This window comes from Natrialba sp. SSL1 (assembly GCF_001861355.1).
In the GTDB taxonomy this organism is placed as follows: domain Archaea; phylum Halobacteriota; class Halobacteria; order Halobacteriales; family Natrialbaceae; genus Natrialba.
In genome coordinates this window covers 31810-49651 of the sequence record NZ_MASN01000030.1, presented here as the reverse complement: position 1 = coordinate 49651, position 17842 = coordinate 31810, and the positions used below count along the sequence as shown (strand labels likewise).

17 protein-coding genes are annotated in these 17842 nt (G+C 62.7%); 9 read left to right on the top strand and 8 right to left on the bottom strand.

Translation table 11 applies throughout. The features are described 5' to 3' along the window. The first annotated feature begins 13 nt into the window (after window positions 1-13). Both BBD46_RS08330 and BBD46_RS08325 read left to right on the top strand, forming a co-directional pair. On the top strand, window positions 14-1003 hold the full coding sequence (locus BBD46_RS08330; RefSeq protein WP_071401263.1) for a diacylglycerol/lipid kinase family protein: 990 nt from the start codon (window positions 14-16) through the stop codon (window positions 1001-1003). A gap of 121 nt (window positions 1004-1124) precedes the next feature. After that, window positions 1125-1763: an NUDIX hydrolase gene (locus BBD46_RS08325; protein WP_071401262.1), complete on the top strand. Its 639-nt coding sequence runs from the start codon at window positions 1125-1127 to the stop codon at window positions 1761-1763. A gap of 43 nt (window positions 1764-1806) precedes the next feature. Here BBD46_RS08325 and BBD46_RS08320 read toward each other — a convergent pair whose 3' ends face one another. Further along, complete coding sequence (locus BBD46_RS08320) at window positions 1807-2316, bottom strand: RDD family protein (RefSeq protein WP_139173549.1); 510 nt, start codon at window positions 2314-2316, stop codon at window positions 1807-1809. Between the two features lie 85 nt (window positions 2317-2401). After that, on the bottom strand, window positions 2402-3796 hold the full coding sequence (locus BBD46_RS08315) for an ABC transporter substrate-binding protein (protein WP_071401261.1): 1395 nt from the start codon (window positions 3794-3796) through the stop codon (window positions 2402-2404). Window positions 3797-4141: 345 nt separating this feature from the next. Between BBD46_RS08315 and BBD46_RS08310 the strand changes: the two genes are divergently transcribed. From BBD46_RS08310 to BBD46_RS08295, 4 genes are all read left to right on the top strand, one after another. Beyond that, window positions 4142-5086 (top strand): carbohydrate ABC transporter permease, encoded by a 945-nt coding sequence (locus tag BBD46_RS08310; protein ID WP_071401260.1) that lies wholly within the window; start codon window positions 4142-4144, stop codon window positions 5084-5086. Next, complete coding sequence (locus BBD46_RS08305; protein WP_071401259.1) at window positions 5083-5949, top strand: carbohydrate ABC transporter permease; 867 nt, start codon at window positions 5083-5085, stop codon at window positions 5947-5949. Before BBD46_RS08310 ends, BBD46_RS08305 begins: the two co-directional genes overlap by 4 nt. 56 nt (window positions 5950-6005) lie before the next feature. After that, window positions 6006-7094, top strand: coding sequence for an ABC transporter ATP-binding protein (locus BBD46_RS08300; protein ID WP_071401258.1), 1089 nt, complete (start codon window positions 6006-6008; stop codon window positions 7092-7094). A gap of 143 nt (window positions 7095-7237) precedes the next feature. Then, complete coding sequence (locus BBD46_RS08295) at window positions 7238-7555, top strand: hypothetical protein (RefSeq protein ID WP_071401257.1); 318 nt, start codon at window positions 7238-7240, stop codon at window positions 7553-7555. A gap of 117 nt (window positions 7556-7672) precedes the next feature. On the opposite strand, the gene BBD46_RS08290 is transcribed toward BBD46_RS08295, so the two are convergent. Both BBD46_RS08290 and BBD46_RS08285 read right to left on the bottom strand, forming a co-directional pair. After that, the gene (locus tag BBD46_RS08290) at window positions 7673-8005 is read right to left on the bottom strand and encodes a hypothetical protein (RefSeq protein WP_071401256.1); all 333 of its coding nucleotides are present in this window, start codon (window positions 8003-8005) and stop codon (window positions 7673-7675) included. A gap of 84 nt (window positions 8006-8089) precedes the next feature. Continuing rightward, on the bottom strand, window positions 8090-9130 hold the full coding sequence (locus BBD46_RS08285; RefSeq protein WP_071401255.1) for a zinc-binding dehydrogenase: 1041 nt from the start codon (window positions 9128-9130) through the stop codon (window positions 8090-8092). Between the two features lie 248 nt (window positions 9131-9378). Here BBD46_RS08285 and BBD46_RS08280 point away from each other — a divergent pair, with 248 nt between their 5' ends. Both BBD46_RS08280 and BBD46_RS08275 read left to right on the top strand, forming a co-directional pair. Continuing rightward, a complete protein-coding gene (locus BBD46_RS08280; protein WP_071401254.1) occupies window positions 9379-10137 on the top strand; it encodes a MogA/MoaB family molybdenum cofactor biosynthesis protein in 759 nt (252 codons plus the stop codon). Further along, window positions 10134-10934: a 5-formyltetrahydrofolate cyclo-ligase gene (locus BBD46_RS08275; protein WP_071401253.1), complete on the top strand. Its 801-nt coding sequence runs from the start codon at window positions 10134-10136 to the stop codon at window positions 10932-10934. The genes BBD46_RS08280 and BBD46_RS08275 overlap by 4 nt, the downstream gene beginning before the upstream one ends. Window positions 10935-11505: 571 nt before the next feature. Here the strand turns inward: BBD46_RS08275 and BBD46_RS08270 are convergent. From BBD46_RS08270 to pyrG, 3 genes are read right to left on the bottom strand one after another with little or no spacing between them, the layout of a single operon-like run. After that, window positions 11506-11847 carry a DUF7126 family protein gene (locus tag BBD46_RS08270; protein ID WP_071401252.1) on the bottom strand — a complete coding sequence of 114 codons (342 nt, stop codon included), beginning with the start codon at window positions 11845-11847 and terminating at the stop codon, window positions 11506-11508. Continuing rightward, window positions 11844-12761 (bottom strand): glutamine-hydrolyzing GMP synthase, encoded by a 918-nt coding sequence (gene guaA, locus BBD46_RS08265; RefSeq protein ID WP_071401251.1) that lies wholly within the window; start codon window positions 12759-12761, stop codon window positions 11844-11846. The genes BBD46_RS08270 and guaA overlap by 4 nt, the downstream gene beginning before the upstream one ends. Next, complete coding sequence (gene pyrG / locus BBD46_RS08260) at window positions 12761-14461, bottom strand: glutamine hydrolyzing CTP synthase (RefSeq protein ID WP_071401250.1); 1701 nt, start codon at window positions 14459-14461, stop codon at window positions 12761-12763. Before pyrG ends, guaA begins: the two co-directional genes overlap by 1 nt. 320 nt (window positions 14462-14781) lie before the next feature. Between pyrG and BBD46_RS08255 the strand changes: the two genes are divergently transcribed. After that, window positions 14782-15777 carry a hypothetical protein gene (locus BBD46_RS08255; RefSeq protein ID WP_071401249.1) on the top strand — a complete coding sequence of 332 codons (996 nt, stop codon included), beginning with the start codon at window positions 14782-14784 and terminating at the stop codon, window positions 15775-15777. A 148-nt stretch (window positions 15778-15925) separates the two neighbouring features. Here BBD46_RS08255 and infB read toward each other — a convergent pair whose 3' ends face one another. Beyond that, window positions 15926-17749: a translation initiation factor IF-2 gene (gene infB, locus BBD46_RS08250; protein WP_071401248.1), complete on the bottom strand. Its 1824-nt coding sequence runs from the start codon at window positions 17747-17749 to the stop codon at window positions 15926-15928. Window positions 17750-17842: the final 93 nt, after the last annotated feature.

Sequence of the window (17842 nt, the reverse complement as noted above, 5' to 3'; positions counted from 1 at the left end):
GATACGGTGGGCTATGCAACCGGCGGGTGATCCAAGCGGCGACAGCGACGACAGTGGTGATCGCGTCCTCGTCCTCAACCCCGTCAGCGGCGCACAGGATCACGTCGACGACACCGTCGAACTTGCGGCTGACCACGACTTCGCGATTCGACGCACCGAAGCGGCCGGTGACGCGAAGCAACTCGCCTGCGAGGCCGCACCCGATGCCGACCTGATCGCCGCCGTCGGCGGCGATGGAACCATCAACGAGGTCGTCAACGGTATCGTGGCTGCAGACGAACTCGAGACGACAACGCTTGGTGTCATCCCTGCGGGGACGGGGAACAACTTCGCGACGAACATCGGTATCGAGGGCATCGAACACGGCTTCGAGGTGCTCGAACGCGGACGACGACGGCGAATCGACCTCGGTGTCGCAAACGATCGGGCGTTCGTCAACTCCTGCGTCGGCGGCGTGACCGCCGAAGCCAGCGGCGCGACCACTCCCGAGGGAAAGCGTGAGTTCGGTGTACTCGCGTACGTGAAGGCCACCCTCGAGACGGTCGCGGCGTTCGAGTCGCTGTCGCTGCGCGTCGAGATCACCGAGGAGGAGACGGGGACCGAACGGGCCTGGGAGGGAAACGCGATGTTCGTCCTCGTCGGAAACTGTCGGCGTTTCACCAGTGCACGGGCTGCACAGGCCAACGTCGAGGACGGCCGCTTCGAGGTTACCATCGTCGAAGATGTCTCACCGTCGACCCTGCTCGGGGATGCGGCGCTGGACGGGCTGTTCGACCGGGGTGGCGAACACATCGTCCGCCGGCAGACACCGTCGTTGACGATCGAGTGTCTCGATGGTCCCGTCGAGTACAGCCTGGACGGCGAGTTACTCGAGGCGGCGACGCTGGAACTCGAGACGATCCAGCAAACGCTCAACGTGGCTGTCGGCGAGTCGTACCAGCCAGATCCCGACGCGGTAGACGGCCCTGATGCCGAACCGACTTCGTGGGCTAGTGACTCCTAACCCGAACGCCGGGTTCTTCGAGTGCGGACCCACCGAGTTGCCCGAGCGGCGTATCGGCCGCCCAGCCCACGGGAACCACAGAAGGCGAACTGGTTTCACGCATCGCTGTGATTGTGTATCTATGAGCACACCTGGCGCGCCTGCCGAGGATCACGAACACGACGACACCGACCAGGAACACGAACACGAGCACGAGCACAAGAACGCTCGCCAGGACGTCATCGCCGTCGACGAAACCGACACCGCACTCGAGTCCGTCAACCGACTCGAGGCCCACACGGGCGAGGGCGTTCGCCACCGCGCGTTCACCGCGCTCGTGTTCGACAAGGACGACAACGTCCTGCTCGCCCAGCGCGCCCCCGAGAAGCGTCTCTGGGGGTCTTACTGGGATGGCACCGTCGCCTCCCACCCCGTCGAGGGGCAGAGTCAGGAGGAGGCGACCCGCCAGCGACTCGAGGAAGAACTCGGCATCACACCCGACCAGTACGACGATCTGCGGGTCACCGACCGCTTCGAGTACAAACGTTACTTCGAGAACGCGGGCGTCGAACACGAGGTCTGTGCCGTGCTGAAGCTCTCGCTGGCCGACATCGACCTCGACCCGAACGAGAACGAAGTTGCGGGACTGCTGTGGGTCCCCTACGAACGGTTGGCCGAGCATCCGGAGTGGTACCGACAACTCCGTCTCTGCCCGTGGTTCGAGATCGCGATGCGACGAGATACGCAGCGCGGACCACAGCACGAGCCGGAACTCGAGTAGCGCTGTCTCAAGAGGCCGATCAGCGTGTAAAACTCGCGTCCGGCTACTTGTTCGCGTCTGTCGCCGTCCCGGAGCGGACGACGACGGTATCTGCCGCGCGGTCGCCGACGCGCTGTCCGGTCGACGAGACGCCGGCGGTGAGCAAGCCAACGGCGTAGAGTACCGGCGGGATGCCGAGGCCGTCGATGTACCGACAGAGGTTTCGAACTGCGCTGGCGCGAAGCGTACACGGCTCACCGGCCGCTGTCGTGACCATCAATGAGCGGGCGACCTTCCCCGGTGTCCGACTGTATTTCCACTCGAAGAGGAACGTGTACGTGAGGTTGATCGGGACCAACAGCGCGAGCGAAATCGCGACTGCGACCGGACCAAGCGCGCCGAACTGGGGGGATACGAGGAGCGCGATGTAGACGAGTGGAGCGACGAACACCACGTAACAGAGCAGGAGATCGAGCATCGCCGCGAGGGCGCGGTCGACCAGCAGCTGTCGGCCGGCGGTCTCGAGACGTGGCGTCGGCGGCTGGGAGGTCGGCCAGAGATCCGGAATTCGCATCAGTGTCAGTACCAGTACCAGTACGACGGGTTATCGCGGGAGACCGTCGTTCGTTCGGTTTCGGTTCGGTTGCGTCGGCGACCCGTCACCAGCCACCGGTCAGCTCCTTGCCCTCTTCGAGGCGCTCTTCGGCCTGTTCTTTCGCGTCCGCGAGCGCCTCCTCGATATCCGCGTCGCCGACGATGATCTGGTTCATCATGTCGGCGTAGTGGTAGCCGCTCAGGGCGTACTGCTCCGCACCGGTGGTCGGGCTCTCGTCGACGTTCTGGCCGTACATCGGCACGATTTCCTCCTGAATCTGCTGGTTGATCTCGAGGTGCTCGGGCCACTCCTGGAAGTAGTCCAGGTTTTCGTACGCATCGGAGGTAACCACGTCGTCGTACGCCGGCAACAACCGCATCGGCTCCTGTTCGAACAGCGATGCCGTCCGCTCGATCGAGTCCGCGTAGAGCCACTCGATGAACTCGACGGCACCATCGGGATCGTCTCCGTCCTCGAACACCATGTAGCCGTTCCCAGTTGGCAACGTCATGTACGACTCCTCGAGTGGAATGTCGTTTCGTGGGAGCGGCGCGACCGCCGTGTTTTCTGCGATCGGATCGATACCTTCGGCCGCCGCCACGCCTGCCGCCCAGCCGTTGACGTGGTACATCTGGCCGATACGGCCCTGCACCCACTGTTCGAGGGAGGTGCCCCAGTTCAGATTCGACGGATCAGGCGAGTACTGGGACAGTTCCTCGAGGTACTCCAGGGCCTCGATGGCTTCCTCCTCTGGAACCCAGACTTCGACCTCGCCGTCTTCCATCTGGTGGGTGTCGACGCCGTTCTGGTAGAGGAACATCCAGAACAGTTCGCGGCTCTGGCCGACGACGCCGGCCTGCGTCGCAAACCCACGGGTGCTGTCGAACTCCTCGGCTTCGTCGATGGCTTCGGCGTTCTCGACGAGCTCGTCCCAGGTTTCGGGTACCTCGAGGCCGAGTGCCTCGTAGATGTCCTCACGATAGACGAGGACGTTGGTGTAGCCGCCGTGGGAGACGTGGAACGTGTCGCCCTGGCTGACGACGCCCTCCTCGTCTTCGAACGTTTCGACGTTGATATCGCCGTTTACCTCCTCGACGGCTGCCAGGGTGTCGGACATGGGCTGGAGCATGCCCTGTGCCCAGATGTCTGCGGCCGTGTAGAACGTCTCGACGTGGATGTCTGGCGGATCATTGGCCTGAATCAGGTTCATCAGACGCTCTTCGCTGTCGCCCTGAAAGCCTGCGTACTCCGGGTTGACCGTGTTGTCGGTCTCGTCTTCGAACGCCGGAATGAGGTCGCTCTCCCACCGGTCTTGCCAACTCTCCGTGCTGTAATCGGTGTAGAAGTGGATCTCGTCGGATCCGTTCTCACCACCGAGACACCCTGCGATCGCTGCTGCCGTGCCTGCACCCGCTGCCCCCAGTAGCTGGCGTCGGGTGTGTAAGTTCTCTCTGCTCACGTGGTATGATACCAAGCTTCAATATATTATTCTTTGGGTTAGCAGAGTAACGTATAGATCGCCATCGAGCTAACAAGATAGGTCGATTTAGAGGAACTCGAGAACGACGTTTGTCTATTTTGGAGTCTAGCAAAAGACTGGTAGAAACCGTAGCGTTCGTTTACAGTAGCTGCTGTGGCGGCTCCGCCACGACCACGAATCTTCCACCGTTCTACTTATACACTATTTTAATTTCCAACCTTTTCTCAACACTTGTCTAACCTTCCAGAATTCGCAATCTGGGTCGAAACGGTAACCAACCCGTCGAAGCGTTTAATACCAACAGGGCAGATGGTTAGGTAACACATGGCAAGTGAAACGGTCGAATCGACAGCGGCCACCGACCGCCGGTCGGTTACCGAACGGCTTGGTCTCGATTCGGAGGCGATTCGAGGCTGGCTGACGGTGCTACCGGTGATCCTGCTGTACCTGTTCGTGGCCGTCACACCGATCGCGTTCGCGTTCTACGCCTCGCTGTTCGAGATCCCACTCCTGGCGCCGGAGTGGACCTTCACGGGGTTCTCGAACTACGTCGAGGTGTTGAGCATGGGGTCGTTCTGGTCGGCGCTCTGGCTTGGTGGGCTGTTCATGGTGGGCAGCACCGTGTTACAGCTCCTCGTCGGCCTCTGGATTGCTCTCGTCTTGAACAAGATCAGCTACGGGCAGCGGTTCCTGACTGCTGTCGCGTTTACGGCGTATCTCGTCCCGACGGTCATCGTCGTGCTCATCGCGCTGTTCATGTTCGACGTCGAGATCGGCGTCCTTCACATCGCCGGCTCGAACATCGGTCTGTGGGACGAACGGACGTTCGCACTCGGTGACCAGACGTGGGCGATGCCACTCGTCATCCTCATTGGTTCCTGGAAGTTCTCGATCTTCGTGACCATCTTTACGCTCGCGCAACTGCGCGCGATTCCAGAGCGGTTCTACGAGGCCGCGAAGATCTGCGGTGCCTCCCGCTGGGAGATGTTCCGTGACATCACCCTCCCGCGGATCATGGGCGTACTCCTGATCGCCGTCCTCTTGCGTGCGATCTTCATGTTCAACAAGTTCGACATCATCTGGATGCTGACCGAAGGCGGGCCGGCGGGCGCGACGACGACGCTGCCGATCCTCGCCTACCGGACCGCCTTCCTCGAGAATAGCTACGGACTCGCGAACGCGATGGCCGTGATCATGTTCATCTTCCTCGCGATCGGTGCGTACTGCTACTTCCGGGCGTTCAACCCGGCCGAGGAGGTGGACACATGAGCGCACCAACCGAGAGCGAGCAGCGCCTCTCCTACGAGACTCGCGACCGAATCTACCAGGTCGCGCTGTACGGCAGCGCCGCGCTGTTCTCGGCGATTATCCTGTTCCCGATCTACTGGATGGTCCAGAACGCGTTCACTGACAGCCAGGCGGTCATCACCGAGTTCGCCTGGTTCCCCTCGACGGAGACGGTGACACTCGAGAACTTCACCGTCCTGACTGCCGGTGCGGTGCCGACGTACGTCATCAATACGATCGTCGTCACCGTCGGCACGATCGTGCTGGTCGTCGCAGTGTCGCTCGTCGCGGGCTACGGGATGGCGCGATTCCGGTTCAAGTACAAGGAGTCGTTCGCGCAGTTCCTGCTGCTTGGCTACATGTTCAGTCCGATCGTGCTCGGCCTGCCGCTGTACCTCATCTGGTCGGAAACCGGGCTGTTGAACGCACGAATCGGCCTCGTCATCGCCCTCTCGGCGATCTCGATGCCGTTTGCGGTCTGGCTCATGTGGAAGTACATCCAGACGATTCCCGAGTCGATGGAGGAGAGCGCCTGGATCGCCGGTGCCTCACGCTGGCGGACGTTCTGGGACGTAATCGTTCCACAGACGAAACCCGCGATCGTCGCTTGCGCGCTGTTCGCGTTCGCCATCGCGTGGAACGACTTCACGTTCGCCCAGATCCTGCTTCCGAGTCAGGATTCGACGACGTTCGCGCCGGGTATTATGCGCCTCATCGACCAGGGCGGGTACACCTCCTGGGGCGACATCATGGCGGTCTCGTTCCTGATGACGATTCCGCCGCTGCTGTTCGCGTACTTCCTGCAGGAGTACCTGCTGAAGGGATTCGAAGTTCGCACGCGCTGACTGCTGACACCGACACAATCACACCGAAACGACACACGCAACTCACTCACGAGACAATGACAGTCAATATCTCCAACATGACCCGGGTGTTCGACGCCCCGGACGGACGTATCGTTGCGGTCGACGACCTCTCGCTTACCATCGACGACGGCGAGTTCCTCACCCTCGTCGGCCCCTCCGGCTGTGGAAAGACGACGACACTCCGGTGTGTCGCCGGCCTCGACACGCCGACCGCCGGCACGATTACGGTCGACGGACGCGACGTGACGGAGCTGCCACCACAGGAACGCGACGTGGCCCTGCTCTTTCAGGATATCGCGCTCTACCCGCACATGACCGTCCGCGAGAACATGGAGTACGGCCTGAAAATCGCCGGTGTGCCGGAGGACGAACGCCGGGAAAGCATCGAGGAAGCCGCCGACCTCCTGCAGATCAGAGACCAGCTCGATAAAATGCCCGCCTCGCTCTCCGGCGGCCAGCAACAGCGGGTCGCACTCGGCCGCTCGCTCGTCCGTGACCCCTCCGTCTTCCTCTTCGACGAACCGATGAGCGATCTGGACGCGAAACTCAAGCGCGAACTCCGTCCGGTCGTCCAACGTATCACCGACGAAATCGGCTGTCCCGTCCTCTACGTCACCCACGACCAGGAAGAGGCGATGACCATGTCCGACAGAGTCGCCATCATGGACGGCGGCGAACTCCAGCAGGCCGGCCCACCGAAAGAAGTCTACGACGAACCCACAAACGACTTCGTCGGCGAATTCATCGGGCAGCCGGCCATGGAGTTCTTCGACGCCCACGTCGAATCCGCAAACGGCACCGCAGCTGTCGCCCTCGGCGGCCACACCATCTCCCTCGACGCCAGCGCGGACCAACTCGAGGGCTACGTCGAACGCGACGTTCGCGTCGGGATTCGCCCCCAGCATATCACCGTCGCAGACGCGACAGCGGGAATCGAAGCGGAGCACGTCCTGGACGAACCGCTCGGTGACGAGACGCACAGCCTGTTCGAGACCGAGTACGGGAACGTCACCGTCGTCACGCACGCCGACTTCGACGGCGACAACGGCGACGAGTACGGACTGGTACTCGAGCGCTCGGAGACACAACTGTTCGATCCGAACTCTGGCGTTCGCATTTTCTAGCGGGCCAACTGTGGCCCCGTGCATTCGAGCCGACACCTGTCGTCTCGTCGCCGGTGGTTGATGTGTGGTATCACGTGACAAACTTTATGAGCGCCTCCCACGTAGTGTCGGGCGAGGGCCGACGAAATCGGTCCAGTATCGCAATGAGTACCCCACCATCGGAAACTGAACACCACGACGTCACGCTCTCCAGAGAAGAAGAATGGGTCGTCCACCACTCGCTCGTCGACCGAGTCGACGACGCGCTCGACGAGGAGTCGACACCACCATCGTGGACACTCTCCCTGGTCGAAACAGTCGAGTCGAACGACGAGACAGAACAGTTCACGACAGCACAGATTCGGCGGCTCACGACGCTGTTAACCGAGTATGTCGACCGCGAGGAAACACCGTCGCGAGACGTCGAGCACGGGCGCGCTGCCATCGACCGACTGGACGGGGTACTCGAGTCCCGTGGCTAGTTCAGCGGTTGTACTCGAGTAGAACTGCTGGGTTGTCTCCGACGAGCCGTAATCGTATTTTGCCGGACGGTGTTTTGGTCGCTTCGAGCGCTGTCCAGTACTGATTCGACTCGTGAGCTACGGTCGGGTCGTCGCCCACACTGCCGTAATCGCGAGCAGTGCCGCCGGGAATAGCGGCAAGATCAGCAGTGCAACGAAGTAGTTGAGCGTCGGCGGCCAGAGCAGGATTGAGATGGGAGCGACGAGGAACGCGATGATGATGACGCCGACGAGCACCCAGCCGCGCCAGTCAAAGTCGCGGTCGACCGTCGCCGGATTGCGCGGGCTCTCGGTCCAGTCTGCGCCGGTTTCGTCGGCGCTGTCGCCCGTCTCGTTCTCGGCGGTGGCCGTCCCGTCGCCGTCGAACGCCGATGGATCGTGGACGTAGCCGCCGTCGTCGCTCGAGGTCACAGTAGAGGCTTTTGACTCGGTGATGAAAGCACTCACGGTTCGCTGGTGTGGGCGGCTGACGTGCCGGGCTGTCGGTCGTTCGCCTCAGAGTTCGCTATCCGGGCGCACGACAACTTTGCCAAAGCCTTCCCGCCCCTCGATAATCTCGTGGGCGCGGGCAGTCTCGCTCATCGGGAGTACCTCGCGGATCGCGGGCGTGAACGTGCCGTCCCAGACGAGTTCCATCACGTCGTCGACCTGGCCGGGCGACCCCATCGTCGAGCCGATGATCTGAAGCTGGTTCCAGAAGATGCGCGGGATGTCCGTCTCCGGATTGCCACCGGCCGTGCCGCCGCAGGTGACCAGGCGGCCGTTCTTTGCGAGGCTCTTGATCGAGTCGCGCCAGGTACCGGCACCGATGTAGTCGACGACGACGTCGACGCCGCGGTTGCCGGTCTCGCTGCGGACCCACTCCGCGAAGTTCTGCTCTTCGTAGTTGACCACGTGGTCTGCGCCGTGCTCGCGGGCGTACTGGAGTTTGTCCTCGGTGCTGCCCGTTGCGTACACCTCCGCGCCGGCGTAGTCTGCAATCTGCAGGGCGGCGTGGCCGACGCCGCCGCTCGCGCCGAGGACGAGCACCTTCTCGCCGGCCTCGATGTCCGCGCGGTCGATCAGCATTCGCCAGGCGGTCTGGAAGACGAGCGAGGACGCTCCTGCAGTGATCCAGTCGACGTGTTCGGGGACGGGAATCAGGTTGTCCTCGGGAACGGCGGCGTACTCCGAGTGGACGCCGGTGACGTGCTCGCCGAGGAGATGGAAGTTTACGCACAGGGTGGGGTCGCCGCTGCGACAGAACTCACAGTGGCCGCAGTTGACGCCCGCGGTCACCGCGACGCGGTCGCCCGGCTCGAACCGGGTGACGTCTTCGCCGACTACTTCAACGACGCCCGCAGCGTCGCTCCCTGGGACGTGGGGCAGGTCGAGATCGAGCGTCGGCAGGCCGCGCCGAACCCACACGTCGAGGTGGTTGAGCGCGCCGGCCTTGACGTCGACGAGCACGTCGTTGCGACCCACCTCGGGGTCGGGATACTCGCCGTACTCGATGCCGTCGGTCCCGCCGTGTGCGGTGATCTTGGTTGCCTGCATAGCTACAGATAGTCCGAAACAGCGGCATAACAGTTGTGAACCTGTTGGGATATCCTCGATTCTCCCACACCTATCGAGGACGATCGCTTCACAGTACCGATCTGTTCGATACAGCCGCCTTCCGTGGCGATGACCGGTCGACGCGGGCGCAACATCGCTACCGACCGCAGACACACCGTACACACCAGTATCGCCCACATCGCACCAACAAGAACCAGTGTTTTACCGGCCGGCGGTCAATGCGGCCCATGAACGAGTCGAGCGAGTCACCGTCGGAGTCATCACCAGCCGATACAGCCGCCGAATCGACGACTGACGGGGCCGTAGCAACCGAAGCGACCGAGGCAACCGAGACCCCACACACGCTCGGCATCGGACTCGTCACCGTCGCCGACGACCGGACACTCGAGTCCGACGCCGCTGGCGAGGTCCTCGTGTCGACGTTTACCGAGGCGGGCCACGAGGTATCGATGCGCGAGCACGTCGGCCGCGGACACGACACCGTTCAGTCGATCGTCTCGCGGATGATCGACCGCGACGACGTGGACGTGGTCCTCACGGCGGGAGCGACGAGTATCGAACCGAACGATATCACGATCGAGGCGGTTCAGCCCCTTATTGAAAAGCCCCTGGCCACGTTCAGCGAGCTGTTTACCCACCTCTCCTACGAGGCACACGGCAGCCGTACTGTCGGCGCACGGACGCTCGCCGGCGTCACCGAGGAGACGCTTCTCTTCTGTCTGCCCGGTAACGCGGATGCAGCCGAACTCGCGGCGACGGAGATTCTCGTCCCGGAGAGCCCACACCTCGTCGAACTCGCACGGGATGGAGACGGCGGGGACGGCGGGAACGACGGAGACCACGGGGACGGTGAGAACGATGCGGACAAGAACGAAGACGAGGAGGACGGTCCGGCAGACACCGAAGAGACCGCTGCTGAGTCGAACGCATCGCCAGCTACTGGGCCGGATGCGACGGCCGAGGCGAACGGTGGTGAGGACGTGTGACCGACGAGCAGGTCACCGGCGACGATGCACGAGCGCAGCCGTCTCAGGCCGACGACAGAGCGTCGAAGGACACGATCCGTGAGCGCGTCTGGGACGAACTCGAGGACAGCGGCGTCGCGCGGTTCCCGTTTCCACCGCACGGTCGGATTCCGAACTTCGAAGACGCAAAATCCGCCGCCGAGCGCCTGGCAGCCCAACCCGAGTGGGAGCAGGCGACGACGATCAAAGCGAACCCCGACGCGCCACAGCTTCCGGTTCGCCGACGCGCGCTGCGCGACGGCAAAACCGTGTACATGGCGGTGCCGCGGCTGCGCGACGAGGAGTGTTTCCTGAAACTCGATCCGGACGAACTGGACGACTACGACGCGGCCACCACGGTATCGGGGTCGTCGACACACGGCGAGCAGGTCGGCCCCGAAGCGGTCGATGAAATCGACCTGATCGTCTCCGGCAGCGTCGGCGTTCGCGCCGACCCCGAGTCCGATCCCGCAGACGGCGGCCGAATCGGCAAGGGCGAGGGCTACAGCGACCTCGAGTTCGCCGTCCTCTTCGAACTCGGGCTCGTCGACGACGAAACGCCGGTCGCGACGACCGTTCACGAGCGGCAACTGCTGACGGCTGCTGAGGCCGAGGTACTCGAGTTGGACGACCACGACGTGCCGATGGAGCTGGTCGTCACGCCAGAGCGAGTGCTGCGACCAGGTGGTGGCGAGAAACCGGCCGGGCTCGACTGGGAGGCGCTCTCCGAGGAGCGGCTTGCGGAGATTCCGGTCCTCGAGCGCGTCCGGTCGTCGTGATCGACGTGGGTTGCAACAGCTGGTTTGTATTGCGTTATCTGAACGCGTCGTCTGCAACGCGTCGTCTGTCGACGATCACTATATCGCTACGATCACCGCGTGAGGACAGCGGCAGCTACAGCTCTCGCTCAGAAACGAAGCGAACTCGGGACACAAGCGCGTCCCGAGTCAACTGCCAACACCGCGGAATGTGGCGCAGGCCGGTGCAGTGTAGCCTGCGCCACAACGGTGTGGCAATGGTGGGGGGAAGGGTGCTGTGGTGGGATTGCTGGAAGTCACGGGAGTTGGCGTTGGGTGCCTTGGGTGAGGGTAGCCCGTCGACCTCCATCGAGTACTATCGCCGGGACCTACTTGAACTGCCGTGATGGTCGAACCATCTTGTGCCGGATTTCGCCCGATTTAAGCCAGATTTAATCGCTGGATTCGGACCAGAGGACCGTTCACAGACGGTGAAACCGACTTTCGTTCAGTTTGTCGGTTCGCTCCGGCGAGTGTGGCAGTATTTGCCGATTCATATACTCCGTGCCCCGGGTACAGATAGGCTAGAAGAGCGGTCGCGGTTGCCGGGGACTTATCCGGCGAGTTCTTCCGCGACGACCGTGGCCGACATCAGCCGCGGATCGATCGCCAGATCGAGCTGTCCCTTGACGAACTCGGGAACAGTCCGTCGCGCGTAGGTGACCGTCCGCAGGTCGTCGGTGAGATCGCAGACGATCGGAATCGTCGTCGCCTGATCGATATCGGTCAGCACGTACAGCTCGGCGTCGACGATCCCAGCTTCTTCGAGCTGTGGCCGCGTGACGACACCGTTGAGTCTGGTGACCGTGAGGCCTTCGTTCTCGAGTGCCGCGCCGATCTCGTCCTCGTCGGGACCGGCGACGATTGCCCGTCGGTTCTGGGTATCCTCGCTCATTCGTACTCGATCGTTGCCGGTGGCTTGTGGGTCACGTCGTAGACGACCCGGGCCACGTTTTCGTTCTGGCCGGTGATGCGCGACTGGATGCGCTGGAGGGTCTCCCAGTCGATTTCCTGTGCGCGCGCGGTCATCCCGTCACGCGACTCGACGGACCGAACGGAGACGACCCAGCCGTGGACGCGGTTGTCGCCTTTGACGCCGGTCGCCTTCCCGATCACCGCGGCGAGGGCCTGCCACGGCTCGTACTCCTCGAGTTCCTCCTCGACGACGTGACAGGCGTCGCGGGCGACCTCGAGTTTCTCTTCGGTGACTTCGCCGATGACGCGCACGGCGAGACCGGGACCGGGGAACGGCATCCGTTCGGCGACGATTTCGTCGAGGTCGAGGTGGCGTGCAACCTCGCGCACTTCGTCCTTGTAGAGGTCGCGGACGGGTTCGACGATGCCGTCGAAGTCGACGACGTCCGGGAGTCCGCCGACATTGTGGTGGGACTTGATCCCGCCTTCGCTCTCGATCCGGTCGGGGTAGATCGTCCCCTGGACGAGGTAGTCCGCGTCGGCGTCTTTGGCTTCGCGTTCGAACTCGCGGATGAACTGCTCGCCGATGATCTCGCGCTTCTTTTCGGGGTCAATCACGCCCTCCAGGGCCTCGAGGAACCGATCCTTCGCGTCGACGATCCGCAGCGAGTCCATGTAGTCGAACGTCTCGCGGATCTGGTCGGTTTCGCCCTTGCGCATCAGGCCGGTGTCGACGTAGACCGGCGTGAGCTGGTCTCCGATGGACTCGTAGGCGAGCGCTGCGGCGACCGACGAGTCGACACCGCCCGAGAGGGCGATGACGGCGTTTGCGTCGCCAATTTCGTCTTCGATCTCTGCGACTGCCTCCGGGACGAACGTCTCTGTGTCTACCATTAGTGTGTAACCTCCGTTTCGGTGTCTGTGTCAGTGTCGCTGCCTGCGTCGTGTTCCGTACCCGTCGACGCGCTTCCACCGCTCTCGTCAACGACTGCCTCAACCAGCCCGAGGAACGGCGGGCTCGGCTGTCCCGGCCGGGACGTATACTCGGGGTGGAACTGCGTCCCGAGGAAGTACGGGTGGTTCTCGAGTTCGAGGATCTCCATCCGGTTGCCCGCGGTGCCGGAGAACGTCAATGGCTCGTCCTCGAAGTCCTCGAAGTACTCGGGGTTGACTTCGTAACGGTGACGGTGGCGTTCGGAACAGGACGTGTCGCCGTAGATCTCGTAGGCGAGCGTCTCCGGTTCGATGACCGTCGTGTGACCGCCGAGGCGCATCGTGCCGCCCATGTCCTCGACCTCGTACTGCTCGGGCAGGATGTCGATGACCGGATGTGGCGTCTCCTCGTCCATTTCAGCGGAGTGAGCGTTCTCGTAGCCGAGGACGTTTCGCGCGTACTCGACGACGGCCATCTGGAAGCCGAGACAGAGCCCGAGGAACGGCACGTCGTTCTCGCGGGCGTACCGAACCGCCTCGATCTTGCCTTCCGTCCCGCGCATGCCGAAGCCGCCGGGGACGATGACGCCGTCGACCGACTCGAGTTGATCCTCATGGCCGTCGGCGAGTTCGCCGGCCGGTACCCAGTGGACGTTTACGTCGACGCCGACCTCGAAGCCGGCGTGCTTGAGCGATTCGTGGATCGACATGTAGGCGTCTGTCAGGTCGTACTTGCCGACCAGTGCGATGTCGACCGCGCCGTCCTTTTCAGTCGTGACGATTTCGCGCCAGTCGTTCGCGCGTTCGCCCTCCGGCAGCGCTTCCTCAGCGAGGCCGAAGTGCTCTAAGACGTACTGGTCGAGTCCTTCCTCTTCGACCATCAGCGGCACGTGATAGACATCCTCGACGTCGGGGTTCGAGAAGACGGCTTCCGTCGGAATGTCACAGAACAGCGCGATCTTCTCCTTGGTCTCGGGGTCGAGTTTGTCCTCACAGCGGCCGACGATCACGTCGGGCTGGAGCCCGATCGAGCGGACCTCCTTGACGCTGTGCTGTGTTGGCTTGGTCTTCTGTTCGCCGTTCTTCGAGTAGGGGACGAGCGTGACGTGCGTGAACAGAATGTCCTCCTCGTCCTCCTCGTGGGCGAACTGGCGCAGGGCCTCGAGGTAGGGCATCCCCTCGATGTCTCCGACCGTCCCACCGACCTCGATGATACAGACGTCGGTGCCCTCGGCGGCCTCGCGGATGCGTCGCTTGATATCGTCGGTGATGTGGGGGATGATCTGGACCGTCTTCCCCAGGTAGTCCCCGGCACGCTCCTTCTCGATGACGTGCTGGTAGGTTTTCCCGGTGGTGATGTTGTGGTCCGAGGTCATGTCGATGTCGAGGAATCGCTCGTAGTTCCCCAGGTCGAGGTCGACCTCGCCGCCATCCTCCAGGACGTACACCTCCCCGTGCTGGTAGGGATTCATCGTCCCTGCGTCGACGTTCAGATACGGATCGATCTTCACGGCGGTAACGTCGAACCCGGCGTTTTTGAGGAGTCGGCCGGTGCTCGCGGCTGTAATCCCCTTTCCGAGTCCCGACATCACGCCGCCGGTGACGAAGATGAACTTGTTCCCCAGTGAGGGGTCATAATGAGTGTCCGGTTCCGTCGGCATACCGAGTGTCCGCGTGAGCGGTTGAAAACGATTTCGGGACTGGACGGCCTCCGACAGCGATTGTCACCCTCGCCAGTCCCGTTCGCTGCCTCGGCGTCAAACCCCGTTCGTTGTCTCATCGTCGAACTCTCTTCACTGCCCGTCGCCAAAGCCCGTTCACTGCTGTGTCTCTAACTCTGCTTCCTGCCCGGACTGCACGATACTCGTCACACGACCGTCCACAGAACCGCCACGGTCGCCGACGTGTCCGAATTATTTTGTAGTGTGACCAAGATATCCGTATAACGCCATCGTTCGACGGTTTCCCCTCCACCGACATCATGTCTGACCGCACGCCCGATCTCAGTTTCAAAGCCGGCTTCGGATTCTACCTCGGTATCATCGTCGCTGGCATCACTGCACTCGGCTCCGTCGCAGCCGGCGCTGGAACCGAAACCATCCTCGTCACGACACCGAGTACCGTCGTCGCCGCCCTGCTCTTCTCGCTCGTCTTCGGCGACCGCCTCGGCGACCTGCCCGAACGACTCGGTGGCAGTCGCCGCCGTCGTCTCGCCTGGTATCTGCCCAGCCTCGGATTCGGTGCCAGTGCAATTGCGCCCACTATGGGTGTCCTCCAGTCCACTGGCCGATTTCCGCTCACGGCGGGGCTCTTTACGGTGCTCAGCGGAGCCGTTACGCTGGGTGTTTCCCAGATGGCTCGCCACCGCCACATCGACGCAGTGACGCCGGACGAACCGGTCGTATCGTGGCAGTGGCGCCGACCGTCGTTCAAGAGCGGGTTCCAGGGAGCGATTTTGCTCGGCTTCACGATCTTGACGGTCGTCTTCGGCCTCAGTTCGCTGCTCGTTGGCGATGGGTCGGGCGGCTGGGTTCTCCTCTACGCGCTTATTCCGGCGTTCATGTGGCTGAGTGACCGGTATGGCTGGAGATGGGGTGTCTGGGAAGAGCCGAGTGCGGATAGCCAGTGGGGGATGACCACCCTCGGAGCGTACGAGAACGGCCTGCTCGTCGACAACTTCGAGCGGCGACTCGTTTCCTGGGACCGTATTGGTGAGATTCGGCTCACCGACGACCAGTTGATCGTCGAACGCGACCGGTGGTTCGACGTCCGCTGTGACCGCTCGGTGATCGACGATCCGGAGTCGCTGCGTGCAACCCTCGTTCGCCTCCGAGATGGTAAGGGCCGGGACGCGTACGATCAATGGAACGAACACGACGCCGACGTGGCATCCGACCACGAGCACAAGCGCAAATCCGACACTGAACGCACAGAAAACCGATCAGGTGCTGCTGATCCAGAGCTCGATCCAAACTAACTGACAGAGGTCGTTGAGGCAGCCAAGGTAGTTGGGGTCGTCGAGATAGTCGATTCGACCCGGACGCGTGTCTCTGAGTGTCACTACATCGTCTCGCAAAGTAGCAGCACAGTCTGCTATCGATAACTGCGAACCAGATCCAGTGGCGCTACTTACCCCAGAACGGATCTCGGCTGCGCTGTTTGTCCAGATACATATTCAGCGCCTCGAGCTCGTCGCCGGGAATCTCGCTCGCCAGTTCCTGTTCTAAGATCTTCGCGTGCTTTTCGGGAATCTCGATCCAGAGCTCGTCGTCTTCTTCGATCTGGCGACCGACAGTCGGTCCGTCGATCGCGACCGACACGCGGTTGCCCGCGCGCGCTTCGTCTACGTCTTCACCCTGCTCCTGAATCCCTTTGACCTGGCCGACGCGGTCGGGCTCGTTCCCCTCGAACTTGACCACGTTCGCGTTGTTCTGGATGGTTCCGGAGTTGACTTCGACACCGACCACAGCGGGGTCGTTCTGTCGGAAGGTGTGATCCGGGAGAATGCGGAACCGGGCGGGACGAACGATGTTATCGAGGATCGTATCCTGCTGGGCACGCTCGAGCTCGTCGACGTACTCCTCGTACTCCTCGATGAGCTGGTAGATGACCTCGTCGGTGAACACCGTCACGTCCTCGGTCTCTGCGCGCTGTTCGGCGTCGGCGAGCGTCTCGACGTTGAAGCCGAGGATCGCGCGCTGTTTTGGCTCCTCTGCGGTGGAGGCAACCGAGACGTCTCGTGGTGCAACGTCACCGACTTCGGCGCGGACGATCGGGACTTCGGCTTCGCCCAGCGCGTCGGCCATCGCCTCGAGACTGCCGAGGGTGTCTGCTTTGACGACGACGCCCTGTTCTTCGGTGTCGACGGCGATATCGGCGAGTTCGGCCTCGACTTCGTCGACGACCTCGTCAAGCTCGCGGTTGCGGACGACGCGAACCGGCGCGCCGGCCATTGCGTCTGCGAGTTCGGGTGCGGCGACCTTGATACCGGAGGCGGCCGAGATTTCGTCGACCTTTTCGAACCGGCTCTCGGTTCGGATCTCAGCGAGCGGGCGCGGCTGGAGCAGCGCGCGCACATCGGTGACGATCGGCTGGTTCATCCCGCCGACGACGATCTTGTCGTCGGCCTTGATCGTGCCGTCGTAGAGGACGATGTCGATCGTGGTCCCGAAGCCTTTCTCCTCTTTGACTTCGAGGACGGTGCCGACGCCGGGGCCCTGTACGTCGATCTCCATCTCCTCTTTCATGTACCGCTGGGAGAGCCCCATCATGACCGCGAGCAGGTCGGGGACGCCCTCACCGGTCATCGCGGAGACGGGGACGACACCGACGTTGCGCTGGAAGTTCTGCACGCGCCAGTAGAGGTCGGCGGAGAAGTCCTCGTCCGAGAGGTTGCCGATAATCTCGTAGAGACTCTCGTCGAGGCGGGAGCTAACGCGGTCCGACTGGGCCTCGTAGGTCGCATTGATCGGCGAGTCTTCGTTCGGGTTCCAGCCGGGAACCGTGTCAATCTTGTTCGCCGCGACGATGAACGGCGTCTGGGAGCGCTTGAGAATATCGAGCGCCTCGAGCGTCTGGGGCTGGAAGCCGTCGTTGACGTCGACGACGAGAATCGCGATATCTGCCAGTGCACCGCCTCGGGAGCGAAGCGTGGTAAAGGAGTGGTGTCCTGGCGTGTCGATAAAGAGCAGCCCCGGCAGATCGAAGTCGTCCGGGTTGACGAGGTCGCCCGCGATGGATGAGACGACGTCGAGCGGGACGGCCGTCGCCCCGATGTGCTGAGTAATCGCGCCTGCTTCACCCTCGATGACCGCGGAGCCGCGGATTTTGTCGAGGAGACTTGTCTTGCCGTGATCGACGTGCCCGAGGACGGCGACGATCGGCGTTCTGAGAGATGTGGGATCGTGCGATCCCGCGCCCGTGTCCGTGTCCGTATCGGTATCCGACATGATGAACCACCAGAGAAGGTCTTGTCTAGAGGTCTGCCGGGCAGTAGTTAAACCCATCGTCACGCTCTGGGAGTCGATTCGCCCCGATCAGTC

Coding starts and splice junctions, on each gene's coding strand:
- BBD46_RS08330 (WP_071401263.1), top strand. CDS start 14: ATGCAACCGGCGGGTGATCCAAGCGGCGACAGCGACGACAGTGGTGAT.
- BBD46_RS08325 (WP_071401262.1), top strand. CDS start 1,125: ATGAGCACACCTGGCGCGCCTGCCGAGGATCACGAACACGACGACACC.
- BBD46_RS08320 (WP_139173549.1), bottom strand. CDS start 2,316: ATGCGAATTCCGGATCTCTGGCCGACCTCCCAGCCGCCGACGCCACGT.
- BBD46_RS08310 (WP_071401260.1), top strand. CDS start 4,142: ATGGCAAGTGAAACGGTCGAATCGACAGCGGCCACCGACCGCCGGTCG.
- BBD46_RS08305 (WP_071401259.1), top strand. CDS start 5,083: ATGAGCGCACCAACCGAGAGCGAGCAGCGCCTCTCCTACGAGACTCGC.
- BBD46_RS08300 (WP_071401258.1), top strand. CDS start 6,006: ATGACAGTCAATATCTCCAACATGACCCGGGTGTTCGACGCCCCGGAC.
- BBD46_RS08295 (WP_071401257.1), top strand. CDS start 7,238: ATGAGTACCCCACCATCGGAAACTGAACACCACGACGTCACGCTCTCC.
- BBD46_RS08285 (WP_071401255.1), bottom strand. CDS start 9,130: ATGCAGGCAACCAAGATCACCGCACACGGCGGGACCGACGGCATCGAG.
- BBD46_RS08280 (WP_071401254.1), top strand. CDS start 9,379: ATGAACGAGTCGAGCGAGTCACCGTCGGAGTCATCACCAGCCGATACA.
- BBD46_RS08270 (WP_071401252.1), bottom strand. CDS start 11,847: ATGAGCGAGGATACCCAGAACCGACGGGCAATCGTCGCCGGTCCCGAC.
- guaA (WP_071401251.1), bottom strand. CDS start 12,761: ATGGTAGACACAGAGACGTTCGTCCCGGAGGCAGTCGCAGAGATCGAA.
- pyrG (WP_071401250.1), bottom strand. CDS start 14,461: ATGCCGACGGAACCGGACACTCATTATGACCCCTCACTGGGGAACAAG.
- BBD46_RS08255 (WP_071401249.1), top strand. CDS start 14,782: ATGTCTGACCGCACGCCCGATCTCAGTTTCAAAGCCGGCTTCGGATTC.
- infB (WP_071401248.1), bottom strand. CDS start 17,749: ATGTCGGATACCGATACGGACACGGACACGGGCGCGGGATCGCACGAT.